The sequence below is a fragment of the Campylobacter geochelonis genome (assembly GCF_013201685.1).
Taxonomy (GTDB): domain Bacteria; phylum Campylobacterota; class Campylobacteria; order Campylobacterales; family Campylobacteraceae; genus Campylobacter_B; species Campylobacter_B geochelonis.
Window position 1 is genome coordinate 689,209 of sequence record NZ_CP053844.1, and the last position, 17,697, is coordinate 706,905.

The window sequence follows — 17,697 nt, forward strand, 5'->3', positions numbered from 1 at the left end:
AATGTTAGATTCGCATATAACTTACTATCTTCAAGAAGCTAGCAATTTTGCTCGCCAAAACAACCACGAGTATATAACAACAGAGCATCTTTTATATGTTATTTTGACTATGGATGATGATATAGATGCGATTATAACTAATCTTTTTGAAAAGACAAATACGCGAGATTTGATAGATAATTTAAGCCTTATCATTTCTAAAAATCCAAAAGTAGATAAAGGCGTTATGCCCACTCTTAGCTACTCTCTTGAGATTATTTTAAACAACGCAAGCATGTCTTCAACAATTTTTGATAGTGCTACATACATCCAGACTTTGCTAAAAGATTCGACATTAGACTCTGCAAAAGTTTTGCAACATCATGGCATAAACAGCTTTAACATAGCTGGTATAAGCTTAGATGATGAAAATGAGTTTGAGGAAAATGAGCATAAAGAAGATGAGTCTTTTTTATCTAAATTTAGTATAAATTTAAACCAAAGAGCCAAAGATGGGCTTATCGACCCGCTTATAGGCAGACAAAAAGAGATAGATAAAACCTTAGAAACTCTTTGTAGACGCAAGAAAAACAATCCCATTTTAGTTGGTGAGGCTGGAGTTGGAAAAACAGCCATAGTAGATGGAATCGCCCTTAAAATCGTCAATGGCGAAGTGCCAGACAGACTTAAAGAAAAAATCGTTTACGCACTTGATAATGGCGCGCTAATAGCAGGGACAAAATACAGGGGCGATTTTGAAGAGAGGCTAAAAGGCGTGATTGATGAGCTAAAAAAGGATAAAAATGCAATTCTTTTTATAGATGAAATTCACACTATCATAGGCGCTGGCGAGGTTAGTGGCGGTGGTTTGGATATGGCAAATATCTTAAAACCATCGCTAACGCAAGGTGAGATTTCATGTATCGGCGCTACAACTTATGCTGAGTTTAGAAATTTTAACAAAGACAAAGCGCTTGCTCGCAGGTTTTCAAAAATCGATATTAACGAGCCTGGTTTAGAGGATAGTTTTGAAATTTTAAAAGGCTTAAAAGGGCGTTATGAGGCTCATCATGAGGTTAAATTTAGTGATGAGGTGCTAAAAACTGCGGTTGAACTTGCTAAAAAGTATCTAACAGATAAATTCTTGCCAGATAGCGCGATTGATTTGATAGATGAGACTGGCGCGTATTTTTCTCTAAGTCAGAAAAAAGGCGCAAATGTTAAAAAAGAGGACATTATAAACACCCTTTCAAAAAGTGCAAACATAAGCAACATCTCGCAAAACAAAGATAACACGACTGTTTTAAAAAATCTGGAAAAAAACTTAAAAAGCCAAATTTTTGGGCAAGATGAGGCGGTGGTTGCGCTTTGTAAAGCTTTGATGCGCTCATATGCGGGACTTAAAAATGATACTTCGCCCATTGGTGTGTTTTTATTTACCGGAAGTAGCGGTATAGGAAAGAGCGAGCTTGCAAAGGTTTTAGCTCAAAATTTAGGAGTGAATTTCGAGCGTTTTGATATGAGTGAGTTTATGGAGGCTCATAGTGTTTCAAGGCTGATTGGCTCTCCTCCTGGATATGTCGGTTTTGAAAGTGGTGGCGTACTTACGAATAATATTAAAAAATACCCATATAGCGTGATTTTGCTTGATGAGATAGAAAAAGCTCATCCAAATTTGGTAAATATCTTTTTGCAAATTTTTGATAACTCAAATTTGACTGATAATACAGGTTCAACGACGGATTTTAAAAATACAATCATCATAATGACATCAAATTTAGGCACGAAAGAAGCCCCGCAAATGGGCTTTACAAAAAATGATGAGTATAAAATCCAAAGCGCTATAAAAGAGTTCTTTGCGCCTGAGTTTAGAAACCGCATAGATAATATCATAAATTTTAACCCACTAAATAACGAAATTTTGCTTAAAATAGTCGAAGCAACCATAAAAGAGTTGCAATCTCGCCTTAAAAATATCAAAATCAAAGTTTCAAAAGAGGCAAAAGAGTATTTTATAGCCAAAGGATACAGCGCGGAATTCGGCGCTAGAAATCTAAAACGAGTCGTAAATACTCAAATCAGCGATGCTATAAGTGGCGAAATTTTATTTGGCAAACTTAAAAATGGTGGAAATGTAAGCGTTGATATGAAAGATGAAAATTTAGAGTTTAAATTCGCAAGTAATTAAATTTATAGGCTGCTTTAAAAATTTAGATACAAAATATAAGTTAAGGCTTGTGTTTTGTATCTAGGTGCGATTTTTGCTTTAAATTTAAATGCTTGCACTTTTAAAACTTCAAAGATTGATTTTATGTTTTATCTCTTGTTTAAATTCACATACTCACACTTTTAAAACTTTAAAAAATTCAACGCCTCTCGTGAATATGTGCGAGTTATCGATGCGAAGAAAGATACATTCTAAATGCAAGATATAAAAATTTCCAAACTTTTATAATAAATTTATAGGTGTTTTAGGCTATTTTTAGCATTTTATTTCTCCATTTTTCTACGACAAGAAACAAAGCTTAAAATGATAAAATCTTTAATATTTTTATAAGATATTACAACCATGAGTAAAAACAGAGTGTTTATAAAGTCTAATTTTTAAATCCGAAAAATATAATTATAAAAAACATATTTGTATGGTATAATATTAAAAATTTATATAAAAAGATAAAATATGACAATATATGAATTAAAAGTTTTTATTAAGTTAAAATTGCCAGTCGATTTCTTTCAAAATCCAGAGTTTCTAAGCAAAAATATCAACCGCTCATTTTTAGAAGATGATGAGTTAAGAGAGTTGCATATACAAGATGGTATAAAGCCTTATTCAATCGATTTTTTGAGGCATGATGGATATAGAAAAGATAGTTTTAAGGCAGAAGATGAGGTGTATTTTTTGGTGCGTTGTGTTAGTTTTGAAATCATTAGCCGTATGAGAACTTGCCTTGAGATTTCAAACCGCCTTGATTTTGAAGTTTTAGGAAGCAAAATCTCAACACTTAAGCCAAAATTTATAAAAAGCCTTTATACGATGTCGCCAGCTGTAGTCACTGTAAGTATCGATAACAAGGCGTTTTGCTGGACAAAAGAAGATAGCGATATAAGTGAACTTAAAAGAAGCTTAGAAGTGAATTTAAAATCCAAATTTGCTCTTTATGGAGGCGAATTTAATCTAAAAGAGAGCGATGAGATAATTGATTTAATCGAGATAAAAAACCATAAACCATTTATTTTCACATATAAAGATGGGCAAATTTTTGCGTATCGTTATCAAATTTACTTTGCTGAAAACAGATACGCTCAAAATCTAGCCAAAATCGCTTTAGCCCTTGGGGTAGGAGAAAAAGGTAGCCTTGCGTTTGGTTTTGCAAGAGTTGGGAGAGAGTCGTGATAAATGAAATTTTAGAGGTTTTTAACGAAAATTTACAAAATAATCCAAATTTAATTCTTGATAATTATGATTTAAAAGAGGGTCTTTATGTAAAATTAGATGAAAAAAAGTGCGAACACTTTATTGTAAAAAGCTACAAGAAAGATGAAGAAAATAAACTTTTAAAGCTAAATGGCGAAGAGGCTACAAGTAGCGATGTTACGTGGTTTAAGCAAAGAGATTATCTAAGTGTATTGTGGGATACAAATAAAGCTGTTTTTGATAAGAAATTTCATAGTATTAATTATTTAACTCTATTTTTTAAGGTTGAAAATTTTGATTATACGATTAGCGAATCAGCAGAGAATTTTGATGTATTTAAAAGTTTTAGTAAATTTAATAAATCAAAAGATAAAGAAATTCTATCTTTTCATAAAAATTATATCGATGATAAAAATAGATTAAATAAAATAGATGTAGCTAAAAATATTATTATTTCAAATTTACAAGGCATAAAAAATATAGCATTAGATAATGAAATTAAAAAAGGTTATATAAAAATATTTATAGATAGCAATTTTTGTGAATATGAAGATGAATCAAAAATTTATCTCGATTTGAAAATTTTTAATGATAACTCATATAATATCCTTAAAAATGGCGCAATTTATGGACTTTCAAATTTCAATATGGGAATGAACTCAAAAAAACCATTTTTGGAGCACAAGAATAGAAAAAAAATTGTTCCTATTCTTTTGACACAAGAAAATGTATTGATGCAAAAAGCATTATTCGATTGGTTAAGTTACCAAAGCAGAAAGTTTATAGATGATTTTAAAAACTTTTATTTGCTTAGATTTAATGATAATGGTAAGGCTATCATAACAGATTACGATTATATCCCTATTAAAAAAGACGATTATAACTTTAAACCTTTTGCGGTAAAAGATTTTTTAAATAGTGGTGAAAATAGTAATGATATTAATAAATTTAGTGAGTTTCAAGTTGAAATAAATCAAACTCTTTATAGCAAGCAACTGCTTAATAATATTTTTAATAACGACATAAAAGTAAATAGTTATATAAGTAAAGACTTACAAAATTTACTTTATCAAACAAAAGATACAATGGCAGAGTATTTTTATAAATTTAGTGAAGATAGTTTTTTATATGTTATCAAAAAACATGCAAATGATTTTATAAAGATTGCTTTACAAGATGAAAAATTTGGCAAGAAAAATGCAATAAAAGCTATAAATTTAATATTTAGCATAAGAGAAATCAAAGGAGAAAGTATGGATTTAGAGGCTATCATAAACACAGTTAGTTCTGCTTTAAAAAGCGAGAATATAGAAAAATTAAACCAAAATGAGTATTGTTTTTTGGCTGGACAAGTTGCTATGGTTTTAATGCACAAAAGCAAAACATCAAATAAAACTTATGCGTTGGCTGAGCCATATTTAAAAGCAAAAAATATCGATAGGTTAAAAAATGTTTTAAAACAAGATTTTGATAGGTATAGGCATGAAATTTATATCAATGATGCTAAATTTAGCAAAGCTTATTTGTTGTTACAAAACTTTGATAATGTACTTATAAATAGCGATATGGAGAGTATGATTTTAGCCGGAATGATGGCAAAAAATATAATTTACGATGATAAAAAATAAACTCAAGGAGAATAAAAATGAATAGAGTATATGGAGTTATAGGGATTGGTGCAAAGATGGCAAACTGGAATGCTGATTTTACAGGTAGACCAAAAAGTACTGGAAGTGGGGATATTTTTGCAAGTGATAAAGCGCTTAAATTTCCTATGAAAAAGATGTGGGAAAATGATGGCGAGAATGTTCTTTATGTGAAGTCTTTTAAAGATGGTAAAAATAATACTATAGTTCCAAATGAGTTAGCAGATAGATATAGGCTGATTTTTAACAACCTAAAAAAAGGCGAAACTGCAACAAAGGAGGTCTTGGCTAATCTTTTTAAATGTATCGATGTGAAAAATTTTGGTGCAACATTTGCAGAAGAAGGGTTTAATTTATCTATAACAGGAGCGGTTCAGATAGGTCAAGGAATGAATAAATATGAGCTTACAAATGTAGAAGTTCAAGATATTTTATCGCCTTTTGCTGATTCAAAAGCTAAAGAAAAAACAAAAAAAGACGCAGAAGAGGGAGTAGAGGCTAAACAAAGCACTCTTGGGACTAAAATAATGGTTGATGAGGCTCACTATTTCTATGGATTTTGTATAAATCCAAAAGCTTATGATGAGTATAAAAAGATTTTAAGTGACGAGAGCTTTGGATATACTGAGCTTGACTATGAAAAATTTAAAAAAGCAGCAAGACTTGGAGCCACATATTTTAATTCAAACTCTAAATTTGGTTGTGAGAATGAATTTGCACTTTTTATAGAGACTCAAAATGATATTTATCTGCCAGATTTGAGTGAATATATCGAATTCGATAGTCAAAATAGAGCTATAAATTTAGAAAAAATAGAAAAATTTATCAAAGATAAAGTGATAAAAGCGGAAATTTTTTATAATCCATTAGTTATAGAAGTAAAAAGCAAATTTGATAAATTTAACATTTATAACGGAGATAAAATCTAATGCAAGTTTTAAGCTTCAAGCTTAGTGGAAAGTTTGCTCATTTTAAAAAACCAGATGTAAATGAATATGCATATTTTACATACAATAATATCCCAAAACCAACCTTGCTTGGGCTTTTGGGAGCTATTATAGGACTTGGCGGATATACACAAAAATTTAGAGAAATTATTCAAAAAGATAAAAATTCACTTTTGAACGAGCCTAATAAAAGTGATGAGCCAGAATTTTATGAGAGGTTAAAACATCTTAAAATTTGCATTATACCTCTTGTTAAATTTGGAAGATTTTCTAAAAAAATTCAAGTGTTTAACAATAGCGTAGGATATGCAAGTAGCGAAACTGGCGGAAACTTGATAGTTAGAGAACAGTGGCTTGAAAATCCATCGTGGCGGATAATGATACAAGATGATGAAAGTGAAGAGTTTAAAAAAATTTCAAACTATTTATGCAGGGAAAAAGCCGAGTTTATCCCTTACCTTGGTAAAAATGATCATTTTGCAAATATAAGTGAGATCAAAAAGCTAAATTTGACTAAATTTAGCCACAATAAGAGTGTTATAAAATCTTTATATATAGATAAAAATGCAAAAGCAACCAAACCTGAATTTGGCGAATTGGGATTTTTGTTTCATGAGTTTTACCCTCTTAAATTTGACGATATGATGTTTTACGAATTAGAAAAAATAGCCTTTACGAACTATATTTGCGAACTTTTAGATGATGAGTGGTTTGAGTATGATGGCGGTGTGGTGTGCTTTGTGTAGATAGTAATATTTGGGCTCATACTAAAAAAGACAAAGAGCCCGAAACACTCAAAGAACATAGTAAATTAACGAAAAAATACCTACAAAATATAAAAAAAGCAAAAAGCTTAGATGGGCTAATAGTAAATTTAAGCAAGAAAATTTTAGAGGATGAATCCCTTATAAAGATATTTGATGAGTTGATTATTTGGCATGATATTGGCAAGACAAATCCAGCATTTCAAACTTTAAAGATGAAAAATCCAGCCTTCAACACAAAAAATATCTCAACAGCGCATTCTGATAAATCGTTTGAGTTTTTAAAAGAGCATTATAAAGAATTTATTTTTAAAAAAGCAAAAGAAAATAGCAAAATTGCTTATAGGTTTGTATGTATTTTTTATCACTTGCTTTCAAATGTCTTAAATCACCATGGAAGCTTAAAAGATGGCTTTGATGAGAAGTATTTATCAGACATAAATAATTTAGATAATGCTTTTAAAAGCTCGCTTAATTTAGTTGAATTTGATTTAAGCTTTTTTATTTTTATTAAGCTTCATTTTTCACTTTTGATAGCTAGTGATTTTTATGCAACAAGTGAATATATGAATGAACTTTCAATCAGTGATTTTGGAGTATTTGATAAGGATAAAAAAGAAGCTATTTTGGCTAAATTTAGTAAATTTTATACTACTTTAAAGCCAACTAAAGAAATAGATACTTTAAGAGCAAAAATATATAAAACAGCAGAAAAAAATCTGCTAAAAAATAGTGATAAAAACATCTTCTATCTTGAAGCTCCAACTGGAAGCGGCAAGACTATAACATCACTAAATTTGGCATTAAATTTGCTAAAATCAGAGCAAAATTTAAATAAAATTTTCTATGTTTTTCCTTTTAATACCTTGATTTCTCAAAGCAAGGCAGTATTTGATAGCATTTTTGAAAATGAGCTTGAAATCGCTGTTGCAAATAGTATAACATCGCCTGAATTTAGAGAAAATGAGCAAGAAGATAAAGAGAGTAATTATGATAAAACGTATATAAATCGCCTGTTTTTCAACTCTCCTTTTGTTTTAACAAGTCATGTTGGGCTGTTTAAAATACTTTTTGGAATAACAAAAGAGGAAAACTATCCGCTATATTCACTTGCAAACTCGGTTATAATACTAGATGAAATTCAAAGCTATAATCCAAATTTATGGGAGTTTATGGCATTTTTCTTTGATAAATTTGCTAAGGCATTAAATATTAAATTTATTATAATGTCGGCAACCTTACCAAAAATATCATCTATGTTAGAAAATGAAGATAACTGGTGTGATTTGCTTCCAAATAGCCGCGATATTTTTCAAAATAAACTTTTTAAAGATAGGGTTAAAGTTGATTTTTCACTTTTAGCTACGCCAAAAGATGAGATTTTTGAAAAGCTTGTGGAAATAACAAAAGAACATAAAGATAAAAAAATACTTTTTGAGTTTATAACTAAAAATTCCGCAAGAGAATTTTTTAATTATATTAAAGATAAATTTGATGGTTATGATATATTTGAATTAAGTGGCGATGATAACAAACTTTATCAAAAGCAAGCCATCGAAAAACTTAAAACTGATATAAAAGCAATAGTCGTAGCAACGCAAGTCATAGAAGCTGGGGTTGATATAGATATGGATTTAGGCTTTAAAAACATTGCAACTATCGAGAGCGAAGAGCAGTTTTTGGGTAGGATTAACAGAAGTTCGTTAAAAATGGGTGCGTTGGTTTATTTTTTCGAATATGATGATAAAAAAAGAGTTTATAATGATGATGAAAGAATGAAATTTAGTCTTAAAGATGAAAAATTACGAATTATTTTTGAAAATAAAGATTTTACACCATACTATAAAATGCTTTTAAAAGAACTTCAAACGAAAAATTCAAAGGCAAAAAATTCTTTAAAAACAATGCGAGAAAATTTTATCGAAGATATTAAAAAGTTAAATTTCAAAAGTATTTCAGAAAAAATGCAGCTTATAAATGATAACAGAGTGCGAGTTTTTTTGCCGTTTAAACTTGATATTAGCGGATATAATATGGATGAATATGGCGACATTAGTGAGTTTTTGACAGATGGTTTGCTCGATGGAAGCAAAGTATGGCAAAGAATTTGTGAGCAAAATAACGTTGAGAGTTTTTCAAGAAAAAGACTTAATGCTTTAAAACTAAATGCACTTTCAGATATTTTTTCTTTTAGTGTTTATCCATATAAAACTTTACCAAAAATGCAATTTAGTTTTTGCTTTATAGAAAATTATAAAGAATTTGTTGATGAAAATGGTAAATTTAATAGAACAAATTTTGCTAAAACTTATAATAATCAAGAGTTATTTGTATGAAGATAACTGGCACTTTGATTAATTATTTTTTTCATTGTAAAAGACAATGCTATCTTTTCTACAATCGTATAAATTTAGAAGATAACAGTGAAGATGTTAAAATCGGTAAAGCCTTGCATGAAAACAAATTTAAAGATGAAGTAAAGTTTGAAAACATCGCGCTTGATAAAATCACAGATGAGTTTGTCGTGGAGTTTAAAAAATCAGATAGTGATGAAGTCGCCGCTTCTTGGCAACTGCTTTTTTATCTAAAAACGCTAAAAGATGTTGGTATCATAAGGCGTGGCAGACTTGAGTTTAGCGAAAATAAAAATAACCCTAGAAAAACACTTGAAGTTGAACTTACACCCAAAAAAGAAGACCGGCTTGATGAAATTTATCAGCAGATTACAGAACTTATTAGGCTTTCTAGCCCGCCATCACCAAAAAAGACAAGTAAATGTCAAAAATGTGCGTATTTTAGCTATTGCTTTATATAAGGAAAAATTATGAAACTACATACTCGCTATATTTTTTCAATGGGTGAACTTTATCGAAAAGACAACTCGCTTGCTTTTAAAAACGAAAAAGAGACGAAGTATTTGCCTATAGAAGGTGTGCGTGAAATTTATTGTATGAATGAGGTTAGTATCAACACAAAGTTGCTTGATTTTTTAGCAAAAAACGGCATTATTTTGCATTTTTTTAACTATTATGGAAACTATAGCGGAAGCTTTTATCCAAGAAAAAATTTGATAAGTGGGCGAGTTTTGATAGCTCAAGTTGCGTCTTTACAAAACAGAGAAATCATCGCTAAATCGATAGTTAAAGGCATTGCGCTAAACATATATGAAGTGCTTTATCACTACTTTAGACATGGAAAAAGCGAGCTTAAAGCATTGCTTGAATATCTAAAATTTGATGCTTTAAATTTACTTGATAAGGCGAATAATATAAATCAAATAATGTTTATCGAAGGTCAAATTTGGGCTAAATTTTATGATAGTTTTGAGCTGTTTTTAGATGAAAGTTTTGCACTTGGAAAACGAGTTAAGCGCCCGCCAAATAACCCTATGAATGCGATGATAAGTTTTGGAAACACTTTGCTTTATACTAAAACTATAAGTGCAATTTATCAAACTCATCTTGAGCAAAGCATTAGTTTTTTACACGAAAGTAGTGAAGCGAGGTTTAGTTTAAGTCTTGATTTGTGTGAGGTTTTTAAGCCGATTATTGTTTTTAAAACGATTTTTGAGCTTGTAAATTTGCGTAAAATAAATATAAAAAAGCATTTTGAAAAAAAGCTAAATTTTTGTCTTTTAAACGAAACTGGACGCAAAATATTTGTGCAAAGCTTCGAAGAGAGGATAAATGAGACTATTTTACACTCCAAACTTAAGTGAAAAATCTCATATAAAACTGCTTTAAAATTTGAAGGTTATAAACTAATAAAATTTATATGTGAGGGCGTGGAATTTGTGCCATTTAGCCTAAAAGATAAGAGATGAAACCTAAAAATTACAACTATGCTTATGTATTTTATGATATAAGTGAGCTTGAAAGTGATACCGGAAAAAGGCGTGTTACAAAGGTTTTTAAGGTGTGTAAGAAGTATTTTTTACATCATCAAAAATCAGTTTTTAAAGGCGAGATTACACCATCGAATTTTATAAAATTTAAAGCCGAAATAGAAAAAATAATAGATAAAAATATCGATTTTGTTAGCATAATACGACTTGTAAGACAAAGCGATGTGGATGAAATTAGCATAGGTGGAATGGCTTTTGATAAAAATGATATGTTTTTGTAACTTTTGTAATTTTATTCTTAATTTTGCTTAAAATTTCTTTTGTTTTATAATTTATTTTTATACTTTTTTAGTTAAATTTCAAAAAAAGATTGCTTAAGATTTTTCCAACTGAATTTTTGATAAAATATCTATAAAGGTCTATAATTCGAACCTTTGAGCTCTTTAACTTGTCATTGTTAAAAATTTAAATAAAGGCTGGAAAAATTATCATTATCTCTCCTAATTTTGGTAGTTTTATGGTATTTTGATGTTTTTAGGATATAATAATTATCGTTATTTTGCTTGAACAAATTTTGTATTGAAACAGATGTGGCTCGAACGTTCTAAGATAAATCATATTGATTTTGCTTGAACAAATTTTGTATTGAAACTTTATAAAAGCGTGTGCGTATCTGTTTTGTTGTGAATTTTGCTTGAACAAATTTTGTATTGAAACGCTTGAGATTGTAAGGCGTTGTATCAAAGGCAATTATTTTGCTTGAACAAATTTTGTATTGAAACGTTTGTTTTATTTCTAAATTTCCATATTTCATATGGGATTTTGCTTGAACAAATTTTGTATTGAAACAGTTCTAATAATGTTGATATATTAATTAATGGCGATATTTTGCTTGAACAAATTTTGTATTGAAACACCCTAACCATAAAAAATCCAAAAACGCTAAATTTGATTTTGCTTGAACAAATTTTGTATTGAAACTCGCGAATAACTATTATTTCTTTTAAGTCGGTTTTATTTTGCTTGAACAAATTTTGTATTGAAACACCCTATTGTATTCCCATTCTTCAAAAGAAATTTTTTATTTTGCTTGAACAAATTTTGTATTGAAACTCTGGTATTAGATTGTATTTTACTATCAAGAATGGATTTTGCTTGAACAAATTTTGTATTGAAACAGTTTTATTTTTTCTTGTCCATTTTTTTTAATCTTATTTTGCTTGAACAAATTTTGTATTGAAACTCCCCTATAGGGATTAAATCTAGATACTCGATTTGATTTTGCTTGAACAAATTTTGTATTGAAACTTTAGTTTTGAAGTGATTAAAATTTCAACACTTTCTAAAATTTTGCTTGAACAAATTTTGTATTGAAACTTGTGAACTTGAGCTGCAGCTAAGCTTCCAGAACTTAATTTTGCTTGAACAAATTTTGTATTGAAACTTTAAATCCTTATAGCTACTGTTTCTGTAAAGTTGATTTTGCTTGAACAAATTTTGTATTGAAACTCGCTTCGCAAAATAGGTGCTTTAAAGATAGATTTATTTTGCTTGAACAAATTTTGTATTGAAACGCTAGATAGAGGGGTTAATTCTTCTCTTAGCCAAAAATTTTGCTTGAACAAATTTTGTATTGAAACACCATTGCAACAAGTTTATTAAAATCTGCATCTGATTTTGCTTGAACAAATTTTGTATTGAAACAGAAATATAAGTGGCATGAGAGATATATTAAGAGGATTTTGCTTGAACAAATTTTGTATTGAAACAGAATGATAGTACTGAAAAAGGTGGTATGGCAGATTTTGCTTGAACAAATTTTGTATTGAAACTTGTTTACCTTTTTTACTAAATAGTTTTTTTCTTTTTATTTTGCTTGAACAAATTTTGTATTGAAACAATGAGTAGTTATGTTTGTTTTTATACTCCGTTAGATTTTGCTTGAACAAATTTTGTATTGAAACCTAATTTCAAGACTACTTAACTCTTCTAAACTTACTATTTTGCTTGAACAAATTTTGTATTGAAACGCATTAGAGCGAAAGAATGAAACTATTTTAACAAAAATTTTGCTTGAACAAATTTTGTATTGAAACTTAGGCGATATAAGTGACTTCCTAAACTACAATACATTTTGCTTGAACAAATTTTGTATTGAAACAGCAGACTAAGTGAACTAACAAGAACCTTAGGCATATTTTGCTTGAACAAATTTTGTATTGAAACTCTGCGCTCCTTATTAAAATTATTAAATTTACGCCTATTTTGCTTGAACAAATTTTGTATTGAAACTACAAGTGCCACCCATACCTAAAAAAGTAATATTTTTCATTTTGCTTGAACAAATTTTGTATTGAAACACCGTTACCTCGCCGTTAATCTTCTCAACCCCAACCTTATTTTGCTTGAACAAATTTTGTATTGAAACATTTTAAGGAGGTAAAGGTGTCAAGTCCACAAAGAATTTTGCTTGAACAAATTTTGTATTGAAACTCTTATATCCTTAATATGATTTTAAATTAACAAGTAATTTTGCTTGAACAAATTTTGTATTGAAACGGTAGAGCTATAGTTCTATATACCCATTTAGAATAGGTATTTTGCTTGAACAAATTTTGTATTGAAACATAGCTATCGTTGTGTATATCGACTACCTTTTTATATTTTGCTTGAACAAATTTTGTATTGAAACGATGTTGCTTCTTTGATTGTGAGTTAATATGCTTAGATTTTGCTTGAACAAATTTTGTATTGAAACAAATATTCTAAATAAACATCATTTAATTTCATATCTATTTTGCTTGAACAAATTTTGTATTGAAACGGTTCAATTGAATTAACAAAGGCTGTAAGAAGTGTATTTTGCTTGAACAAATTTTGTATTGAAACGCTAATTCGGCTTGTGTTAAGCCTTTTTCTTCTCTTATTTTGCTTGAACAAATTTTGTATTGAAACAGCTACTAATATGCTTAAAAAGGCTAGTAGATGAATATTTTGCTTGAACAAATTTTGTATTGAAACAATAAGTGAAGCAGATTTAAAGACAGGTAGACTAGATTTTGCTTGAACAAATTTTGTATTGAAACCTTTCTTCTTCGTATAAGTAAAACAAAAAGCCATCTTATTTTGCTTGAACAAATTTTGTATTGAAACTTTTCAAACTGCACACAAAGCAGAGGCAAATGATAATTTTGCTTGAACAAATTTTGTATTGAAACCTAAATTCCTCTCCATATGAAGCCGAAATATCTTTTATTTTGCTTGAACAAATTTTGTATTGAAACATATGTTCAAATCCACCCTTGCTAACCCCACTACTACATTTTGCTTGAACAAATTTTGTATTGAAACTAAATTGCTCCGATAATCCTGTAATATTACCGTTAGATTTTGCTTGAACAAATTTTGTATTGAAACTTTGGAAGCTTAAAATTAAAAATAAAATAAAGAGATTTTGCTTGAACAAATTTTGTATTGAAACTAGGGAGTTTCACCTTTTCTTTACGCGTTACATAGAATTTTGCTTGAACAAATTTTGTATTGAAACTGGCATATCTATGCTGTATTGCTTGAGTTTTTTTAGATTTTGCTTGAACAAATTTTGTATTGAAACAAATACAAGAATAAGAAAACTATAAGTAATGGCATATTTTGCTTGAACAAATTTTGTATTGAAACCTATATAAGTGGTTTTCTATTAGCACTTTTATTTTTTATTTTGCTTGAACAAATTTTGTATTGAAACAGCTTATCGCGCTGCTCTTTACTTCTTACGTTTGTATTTTGCTTGAACAAATTTTGTATTGAAACCAAGCTACTAGGGCTAAAGTCTCAAACTGTCTTAGGATTTTGCTTGAACAAATTTTGTATTGAAACGCGCCTTCTTCTTCTATGTCTCTCCATATCCAAATTTTGCTTGAACAAATTTTGTATTGAAACATTAATTCAACTTGCGCAACTACTTCAACACTTTTAATTTTGCTTGAACAAATTTTGTATTGAAACTGTATGTGAGCATTGTCTGCTCTATCTTTCATTAGATTTTGCTTGAACAAATTTTGTATTGAAACAAAGGTAAATCTAAAATTATGCATGTAGTTAAAAAATTTTGCTTGAACAAATTTTGTATTGAAACTTTTTACTCCTAATTATTAGCTTTAACTCTATACTATTTTGCTTGAACAAATTTTGTATTGAAACTCTGTTTTAAGATAAATATTTACTACTCCAGCTCCTGATTTTGCTTGAACAAATTTTGTATTGAAACAGTAGTTCTACTTCGACTTTTAAAAGCTCTTTAAAGGATTTTGCTTGAACAAATTTTGTATTGAAACCTTAGATAATAAAATGCTACCTCATAAACAATATAATTTTGCTTGAACAAATTTTGTATTGAAACTCTGTTTTAAGATAAATATTTACTACTCCAGCTCCTGATTTTGCTTGAACAAATTTTGTATTGAAACAGTAGTTCTACTTCGACTTTTAAAAGCTCTTTAAAGGATTTTGCTTGAACAAATTTTGTATTGAAACCTTAGATAATAAAATGCTACCTCATAAACAATATAATTTTGCTTGAACAAATTTTGTATTGAAACTTGCTAAACTAGCTTTGCCAACTGCGTTTGAAAGAATTTTGCTTGAACAAATTTTGTATTGAAACATAAGTTAAATAATCTAGCTAAAAAAGAGGCATTAATTTTGCTTGAACAAATTTTGTATTGAAACGTTTTTCTTTATAGTTTTGATGCTGTATTACTTGTTATTTTGCTTGAACAAATTTTGTATTGAAACGCTAAAGCAAAATACATTCTATTTCCATCTAATTCATTTTGCTTGAACAAATTTTGTATTGAAACGCCTTTTTATTTAGTTCAACTTTCATAATTTAATGATTTTGCTTGAACAAATTTTGTATTGAAACATTTATAACGCAAACAGTGAGTTAGATGAGATTTTAAAATTTTGCTTGAACAAATTTTGTATTGAAACCTTAAATAGTTTATCTTGTCGCCAAGTTCGCTCATTATTTTGCTTGAACAAATTTTGTATTGAAACATATAACTTGCTCTGCTTCATTATCTTTTTTCATAGATTTTGCTTGAACAAATTTTGTATTGAAACTGTATTCCACCTGTGTTTGCATACTTATCCCAATAATTTTGCTTGAACAAATTTTGTATTGAAACAGCATTAGCCCAAATGGTGAGCATATGCTAAATGAATTTTGCTTGAACAAATTTTGTATTGAAACGTCATTAAAAAGCTCCAAAATCGATAATAAAGATTATTTTGCTTGAACAAATTTTGTATTGAAACCTTTTAAAAGCAGTGTTAAATCTCTTTGTAAATTTAATTTTGCTTGAACAAATTTTGTATTGAAACAGCTTAGTAATATCGCCAAAGTTTCTATCATCTTTATTTTGCTTGAACAAATTTTGTATTGAAACTATACTCTAACATTGTCAATTTTGCTTGAACAAATTTTGTATTGAAACAATCCCATAGATAAGATATCATCACCAGAATGATTACTATTTTGCTTGAACAAATTTTGTATTGAAACAGCGGTAAAGATGAAAACACAGGAAGAGAAACAAGTATTTTGCTTGAACAAATTTTGTATTGAAACAAGCCTTGTAATAATTAACATAGTAGTAATAGTTAAATTTTGCTTGAACAAATTTTGTATTGAAACAAAGGTAAAGCAATGGCTGTTGTTGGTCTTTTGACTATTTTGCTTGAACAAATTTTGTATTGAAACTAGAGTATATAAAGTATCTCATACTAGCATTCCTTGATTTTGCTTGAACAAATTTTGTATTGAAACAGCAAGAGTTAGACCTAATACAATAATTATAAAAGCATTTTGCTTGAACAAATTTTGTATTGAAACATCCCATCAAGGTGGGGAATCAAGTAGTTTTTATGTATTTTGCTTGAACAAATTTTGTATTGAAACCTTTCTTCTTCGTATAAATAAAACAAGAAGCCATCTATTTTGCTTGAACAAATTTTGTATTGAAACCGGTTTTGCTTAAACAATCTCACATTTATATCATCTATTTTGCTTGAACAAATTTTGTATTGAAACTTTATTATTTCTAAGAATTGTTTTAATTCTTTTAAAATTTTGCTTGAACAAATTTTGTATTGAAACATGGTTTCTGGACTTAACAGCTCTAATTTTTTAGCCAATTTTGCTTGAACAAATTTTGTATTGAAACAAGAAATTACCAAATGCGGGTATGATTGCAGCTGGATTTTGCTTGAACAAATTTTGTATTGAAACCCATATCTGGCACAACCAGCAATAAAGATAGAAAGATTTTGCTTGAACAAATTTTGTATTGAAACATCCATTCGCCACTATTTATATCAACACCAGATGAATTTTGCTTGAACAAATTTTGTATTGAAACAGTCTTAGTTTATTTAATATTCTTTCTAACATAGCATTTTACTTGAACAAATTTTGTATTGAAACAGCCTATCAAAACATCGATGATTTAAGAACAGCATTAATTTTGCTTGAACAAATTTTGTATTGAAACGCCGGATACTCGCTTCTAATTACTTCTAAATATCCATTTTGCTTGAACAAATTTTGTATTGAAACACAGTTGTATAATCATCCTTATTTATATCAGAACTAGATTTTGCTTGAACAAATTTTGTATTGAAACAAAGTTATACCAAGAGCATTAGTTATTTCTATGCTAATTTTGCTTGAACAAATTTTGTATTGAAACACAAAATAGAGTAGCTAAAACTCAAAATGAGACTTTAATTTTGCTTGAACAAATTTTGTATTGAAACTTATTTTAAGCAATATATAAGTATACAGATAGTATAAATTTTGCTTGAACAAATTTTGTATTGAAACTTTAAATTGTGTTTTTTATCAATTTTTGTAAAGTATTTTGCTTGAATAAATTTTGTATTGAAACCAAGTTATGAAACCATCTTTAAAAAGGTTTGTAACCATTTTGCTTGAACAAATTTTGTATTGAAACTAAATACCCCTCAACAATACTGCTAAATACCAATAACATTTTGCTTGAACAAATTTTGTATTGAAACTCTTTAAAGTTAGTTA

At 28.8% G+C, this 17,697-nt stretch carries 9 protein-coding genes and 1 CRISPR repeat array (1 of these 10 only partly in view); all 9 genes read left to right on the forward strand.

What is annotated here, in order from left to right; translation table 11 throughout:
- The first annotated feature begins 1 nt into the window (after position 1).
- Positions 2 to 2,167 carry an AAA family ATPase gene (locus CGEO_RS03240; protein WP_075540081.1) on the forward strand — a complete coding sequence of 722 codons (2,166 nt, stop codon included), beginning with the start codon at positions 2 to 4 and terminating at the stop codon, positions 2,165 to 2,167.
- A gap of 492 nt (positions 2,168 to 2,659) precedes the next feature.
- Positions 2,660 to 3,376: a CRISPR-associated endoribonuclease Cas6 gene (locus CGEO_RS03245; protein WP_075540082.1), complete on the forward strand. Its 717-nt coding sequence runs from the start codon at positions 2,660 to 2,662 to the stop codon at positions 3,374 to 3,376.
- On the forward strand, positions 3,373 to 5,025 hold the full coding sequence (locus tag CGEO_RS03250; RefSeq protein WP_075540083.1) for a hypothetical protein: 1,653 nt from the start codon (positions 3,373 to 3,375) through the stop codon (positions 5,023 to 5,025). Before CGEO_RS03245 ends, CGEO_RS03250 begins: the two co-directional genes overlap by 4 nt.
- 17 nt (positions 5,026 to 5,042) lie before the next feature.
- Positions 5,043 to 5,972: a type I CRISPR-associated protein Cas7 gene (locus CGEO_RS03255; RefSeq protein WP_075540084.1), complete on the forward strand. Its 930-nt coding sequence runs from the start codon at positions 5,043 to 5,045 to the stop codon at positions 5,970 to 5,972.
- Positions 5,972 to 6,736 carry a type I-B CRISPR-associated protein Cas5b gene (gene cas5b / locus CGEO_RS03260; RefSeq protein ID WP_075540085.1) on the forward strand — a complete coding sequence of 255 codons (765 nt, stop codon included), beginning with the start codon at positions 5,972 to 5,974 and terminating at the stop codon, positions 6,734 to 6,736. The genes CGEO_RS03255 and cas5b overlap by 1 nt, the downstream gene beginning before the upstream one ends.
- Positions 6,724 to 9,090 carry a CRISPR-associated helicase Cas3' gene (gene cas3, locus CGEO_RS03265; RefSeq protein WP_106381569.1) on the forward strand — a complete coding sequence of 789 codons (2,367 nt, stop codon included), beginning with the start codon at positions 6,724 to 6,726 and terminating at the stop codon, positions 9,088 to 9,090. Before cas5b ends, cas3 begins: the two co-directional genes overlap by 13 nt.
- On the forward strand, positions 9,087 to 9,569 hold the full coding sequence (locus CGEO_RS03270; RefSeq protein ID WP_075540086.1) for a CRISPR-associated protein Cas4: 483 nt from the start codon (positions 9,087 to 9,089) through the stop codon (positions 9,567 to 9,569). Before cas3 ends, CGEO_RS03270 begins: the two co-directional genes overlap by 4 nt.
- Before the next feature lie 9 nt (positions 9,570 to 9,578).
- The gene (gene cas1b / locus CGEO_RS03275; protein WP_242647984.1) at positions 9,579 to 10,472 is read left to right on the forward strand and encodes a type I-B CRISPR-associated endonuclease Cas1b; all 894 of its coding nucleotides are present in this window, start codon (positions 9,579 to 9,581) and stop codon (positions 10,470 to 10,472) included.
- Positions 10,473 to 10,573: 101 nt separating this feature from the next.
- The gene (gene cas2 / locus CGEO_RS03280) at positions 10,574 to 10,879 is read left to right on the forward strand and encodes a CRISPR-associated endonuclease Cas2 (RefSeq protein ID WP_075493444.1); all 306 of its coding nucleotides are present in this window, start codon (positions 10,574 to 10,576) and stop codon (positions 10,877 to 10,879) included.
- A 275-nt stretch (positions 10,880 to 11,154) separates the two neighbouring features.
- Positions 11,155 to 17,697: direct repeats of the CRISPR family, unit length 30 nt; unit sequence ATTTTGCTTGAACAAATTTTGTATTGAAAC (it continues 3,803 nt past the right edge of the window).

Bases quoted from the DNA above. Each gene is read 5' to 3' on its own strand.
- CGEO_RS03240 (WP_075540081.1), top strand. From the start codon at position 2: ATGTTAGATTCGCATATAACTTACTATCTTCAAGAAGCTAGCAATTTT.
- cas2 (WP_075493444.1), top strand. From the start codon at position 10,574: ATGAAACCTAAAAATTACAACTATGCTTATGTATTTTATGATATAAGT.
- CGEO_RS03245 (WP_075540082.1), top strand. From the start codon at position 2,660: ATGACAATATATGAATTAAAAGTTTTTATTAAGTTAAAATTGCCAGTC.
- cas5b (WP_075540085.1), top strand. From the start codon at position 5,972: ATGCAAGTTTTAAGCTTCAAGCTTAGTGGAAAGTTTGCTCATTTTAAA.
- CGEO_RS03255 (WP_075540084.1), top strand. From the start codon at position 5,043: ATGAATAGAGTATATGGAGTTATAGGGATTGGTGCAAAGATGGCAAAC.
- CGEO_RS03270 (WP_075540086.1), top strand. From the start codon at position 9,087: ATGAAGATAACTGGCACTTTGATTAATTATTTTTTTCATTGTAAAAGA.
- cas1b (WP_242647984.1), top strand. From the start codon at position 9,579: ATGAAACTACATACTCGCTATATTTTTTCAATGGGTGAACTTTATCGA.